This window comes from Anaerolineales bacterium, assembly GCA_022866145.1.
Lineage (GTDB): Bacteria > Chloroflexota > Anaerolineae > Anaerolineales > E44-bin32 > PFL42.
Window position 1 is genome coordinate 1 of the sequence record JALHUE010000018.1, and the last position, 4,353, is coordinate 4,353.

General features: G+C 61.2%; 4 protein-coding genes and 1 pseudogene. 3 read left to right on the forward strand and 2 right to left on the reverse strand.

The window, feature by feature from the left end:
• The 3 genes and pseudogenes from MUO23_00530 to MUO23_00540 form a co-directional block, all read left to right on the forward strand.
• A partial coding sequence (locus MUO23_00530) for a hypothetical protein (protein MCJ7511436.1) occupies window positions 1-271 on the forward strand: 271 nt, incomplete at its 5' end.
• A gap of 678 nt (window positions 272-949) precedes the next feature.
• A complete protein-coding gene (locus tag MUO23_00535) occupies window positions 950-1,396 on the forward strand; it encodes a hypothetical protein (protein ID MCJ7511437.1) in 447 nt (148 codons plus the stop codon).
• 301 nt (window positions 1,397-1,697) lie between these two features.
• Window positions 1,698-2,081: pseudogene (locus MUO23_00540) on the forward strand (peptidylprolyl isomerase).
• Between the two features lie 383 nt (window positions 2,082-2,464).
• Here the strand turns inward: MUO23_00540 and MUO23_00545 are convergent.
• On the reverse strand, window positions 2,465-3,415 hold the full coding sequence (locus MUO23_00545) for an NAD(P)-dependent alcohol dehydrogenase (GenBank protein MCJ7511438.1): 951 nt from the start codon (window positions 3,413-3,415) through the stop codon (window positions 2,465-2,467).
• A 409-nt stretch (window positions 3,416-3,824) separates the two neighbouring features.
• A partial coding sequence (locus MUO23_00550) for an SDR family oxidoreductase (protein ID MCJ7511439.1) occupies window positions 3,825-4,353 on the reverse strand: 529 nt, incomplete at its 5' end.

Genomic DNA, 4,353 nt, shown 5'->3' on the forward strand with positions numbered 1-4,353 from the left:
CAATTCCATGCCACCAGAAGAGATAGTTGACTGGTGGGGCATCATCAAGAGTACGGAGTCCGGCGCACAGTACGATGACTGTTTTCAGCGGCAGGACTTTGTGGAGATTATCTACTTTGGCATCGATTCAATCGATCCGGCGGTAAAGTCTCAGATCGAGGCACTGCGCGATAGTGGCGAGATCGTCCATCTGTATGGCACACTACTGAGTAACGTGCCTGACTACAACGGCTCGCAGATCCAGGTGGATCGCATCGAGGTTGAAGGGTAACGATCCACCACTAGTATTGGCATGGTTTGACCTGCCCCCGTTTTCTGTACCAGGTTCTGTGTCGGTCCGAAAGCCACGCCATCAAGAGCCGGGTTGGTTTCCGAGCTGGTGTAACGGACCGGCTCACGTCGCGACCATGCCCTTCCGGAGCGCAGACCAAGCTCCATGGAGCGCGTGTCCTAGCCCGCACTCTCGGCCAAGTTGTGCTTTGTGCCAGCCCTTCCATGCTGGTCTCTGCTCTACGCCCACCTGCCTCCGCAAACGGCCCCTCGTTTGTCAGCCGCGGCCAATCTGGCCCCTCGTCTTGGCCGATTCCGAATCGGCTCCGGCCTTCTGGCCAGGAGCCCCCCACAGGCCCCACGCCTGGAGTGCGAATCCCGGTGGACTACCGTTGTGAACGCCCTGCGGGATCTACGCAGTCCGAGGCATCTCGTCAGGGGATGATTCCGCGGCAAGAGAGCCGCGGAATCAAAGTTCGGCGTGGGCGCGGCCTTGCCGTCGGGTGAAGGGCGAGTAGAATCAGGCACAGCATGCAGGCCTCAGACCCCTTCACCAAGCTCGACAAGTCGGCCCTTGCGGTCCGTGGAGGCTTCGAGGACCCCGATGAGGCGGCCTTCTGGCTGTCGCAGCCAAGCGGTTCCCGCATGCGCCATATGGAACGGCTCCGCCGGATGAATTATGGACGTCGAGCTTCCCTCCGACTTCAAAGAGTTCTTGAGATTGCTCGCCGATAGCGAGGTGGAGTACCTTCTCATCGGCGGGTACGCCGTTGGGTACCATGGCTATCCTCGAGCGACACAAGACCTGGATATCTGGATTTCTGGCCACCCGGAGAACGCAGATCGGATGGTTGAGGTCCTTCGGCGATTCGGTTTCAGCGTTCCCGAGCTGAATCGCGAACTATTCCTGAAGGAGGACTCAATCGTCCGCATGGGGGTGCCGCCGATCAGGATCGAGGTCGCCACTTCTCTCTCGGGAGTTGAGTTTCGGAGCTGCTTTGCCAATCGGGTTGAGGATGAGCTTGACGGTGTCCGCGTGAGCATCATGAGCCTGCCCGATCTCAAGGCGAACAAGAAGGCGGCTGGGCGGCACAAGGACCTCGACGACCTCGAGCACCTCCCCTAGCCGCTCCTTGCGCCGCCGAGCACCTCGCCGAGACCGTTAGCGGTACACTCTCTAGGTTTGCAGACATATCTTGAGACTGGGCCCGCAAACAGCCGGTATTCCCGAAGAAGATGTGATCCGGAGGTTATTGACCATGGTGAATCGGCAGAGAAGAGTTCTCGCCCTTGGTTTTGCTGCTATTGGCTTGGTGGCGGTCACAGCCTGCGGATCAGCCACAACACAGACCGCCGGGACGCCCCCAACTGCACCTGCTGAGGCCGAAGAGAGTGGGGCTACTCTCCAATGGTCCTCGCCGCCGACGATGCAGATCGATCCCTCGAATTCCTACGAGGCCGTATTCAAGACTGAGATCGGCGATTTCAGAGTGCGGCTCTTCCCTGAACAAGCTCCGGTGACGGTCAACAATTTCGTGTTTCTGGCCAGACAGGGTTACTACGACAACACGACGTTTCACCGGGTCTTGCCTGGTTTCATGGCCCAGGGAGGCGATCCGACCGGGACGGGGGGAGGAGGGCCGGGTTACACCTTCGAAGATGAGTTCGACCCGGATCTCCAGTTTGACAAGCCGGGCTTGTTGGCGATGGCCAACCGGGGGCCAGACACCAACGGCGGGCAGTTCTTCATCACGTACGCGCCAACGCCTCACCTCAACGGCCTTCACACCATCTTTGGCGAGGTTGTTGATGGTGCTGAAGTCCTAAGCAACTTGAGGCCGCGGGACCCACAAGCCAACCCCGATACCCAAGGGGATGGTCTGATCTCCATAGAGATCATCGAGATCGATGGCTGATTAGCCGCGCGGTAGTGGCATCCTCTCAAACCGAGAGGCATCTATTCAAGTCTTGGCGGCTACTCACTCGCCGGAGCGGACGCAGCCCCAGCGCAGCCTCATGTACGATGTAGCTGTGCAGCGCCGCTCGGCTCGAGGCTGTTAGGCCGGCTGGCCAACCCTGCACTTCCGGCCACAGTGTGGGTCCAATCCCGGCCAAGTTGCGGGGTAAGTAGCTTTGTCGTTGGGGCCTGCTCTGGGGCACCGCTGGGCGGCCGCATCAGTCTTCCGGTCTGCCCTCACACGAGGATCACCACTTTGCCCCGGGCGTGGCCCTCTCCGACGTACTTGAGCGCCTCGGGGGTTTCGCTCAGGCGGCATGTTCGGTCGATGATCGGCGTCACCTTCCCTGCCTCGATGAGATCCTTGAGAGCCACTACGTCTTCGCGATTCGGCATCGCCAGGAAGAGCCGGCGCTGCTGCCGCACAAACAGCGAACGCACAAGCGCCATGATGACGTAGCCCATACCGGCATGCCCGGTGTTGGGCAGGATAGTTCCCCCGGGCGTGAGTGCGCGTCTGCAATCCGAGAAAGAACGATTGCCGACGTTGTCGAGGATCAGATCGTAGCTTTCCCCCGTTCGACTGAAGTCTTCTCTCGTGTAGTCGACGACGTGATCTGCGCCGATAGAACGCACCATGTCCACATTCCTCGTGCTGCAGACAGCGGTGACTTCAGCTCCGAGAGTCTTGGCGATCTGCACGGCGAAGGTACCGACCCCACCGGAGGCCCCATTGATCAACACTCTCTGCCCCGGTTGGACCTTCCCTGCATCCCGCAAACCCTGGAGGGCGGTCAGTGCCGCAGTTGGAACCGCCGCCGCCTGCTCAAATGTGAGGTTGGTCGGCTTGCCCGCGAACTTCTCTTCGGTCGCACATGCATACTCAGCGAGGGCGCCGTTGCATGAGCCGAACACCGAGTCGCCTGGTTTGAACCCCTTCACGTTCTTGCCGACCTCCTCAACTTGGCCTGCCACGTCCCACCCAAGGATGTAGTCCTTCGGATTGGGAAATCCGACAGAGAACCGGGCGAGCCATGGACTCCCCTTCATGGAGAAGTAGTCACCGGCGTTGAGGGCTGCTGCGTGAACACGAACCAATACATCGTTCTCCTCGACCCGCGGCTTGTCTACCGTCTTGAGCTCGAGGAGGTCGGGTGAGCCGTAGTGATTCTGGACGATGGCTTTCATAGTCTTTCTCCATACGGTTGAGGTGACTACGGGCCAACGGCCTCAAACCCCGGCCTACCGCAAAGACGAGCTACCCCGCCCCTCCCGACACCTACGCCGCACCCCAGGCCGTCTCGCCCTCCCGCCAGGACACCCCGTTTGGGCCACAACTACCAGCCCACGGGGCGAGACGGCCGGGACGGTGCGGCGGGCCACCTGGGCTTGCGGCCCGAACGGGGTGCGGTGAGGACATCGGGACGATGTACGCGCCTCCCCAGTGTGCTGCTCGGCGCCTCGGGGTTGTATCCCTCATCCCTGGGCAGCGCTGAAGCCAAGGGTCCACCGCCGGGACTCACGGACTCAACGGCTGGCCGGCCCGTATGCACGTGGGACGACTTCATCGTGCCGCGTAGCCGAACCGCGCACAGGGTCAGCCTTGCGAAGCAGCAGCATTGATGATCACGGGTAGCTTGCCCTTCCACGCATCCCAAGCCCGCGGGTTCGCAACCAACTCACCCATGAAGTGCGCGACGTTCGCCATGTTGGTCTTGTCTGGAGCGAAGAGACTGCTGACAAGGGCCGCGTGCAGCGTGTACTTCGAGACGCCGCCCTCCTTGAGCGTGTCCGGACGCACCACAACCCACTGCACGAACGGATTGGCCAACCCGATGTTGCTGAAGAGGAAGTCTGCTGCTTGCTGGTTGTCCTTCGACGGAGGGACCAGGCGGCGGAGTATCCACACGACCGCCTTTTCGAACTTCCCACGACGCGTGTCGAGGCCTCCCGGGTGATTGACCGAGACGCTGCTCATGAGGATGAACTTGACCGGCTCTGAAGGCTGCAGCGTTTCGATCGCGCGGCACAGTCTCGTCGTGGCCCGCGTGACGAGGTCGCGCGGCGGCCCGAAGACGCCCTTGAAGCTGGGAACGTGACCGAGGCACGAGATGACCGCCTGGCAG

Excerpts from the sequence above, each read along its gene's own strand:
- MUO23_00535 (MCJ7511437.1), top strand. The coding sequence starts at position 950 with ATGGACGTCGAGCTTCCCTCCGACTTCAAAGAGTTCTTGAGATTGCTC.
- MUO23_00545 (MCJ7511438.1), bottom strand. The coding sequence starts at position 3,415 with ATGAAAGCCATCGTCCAGAATCACTACGGCTCACCCGACCTCCTCGAG.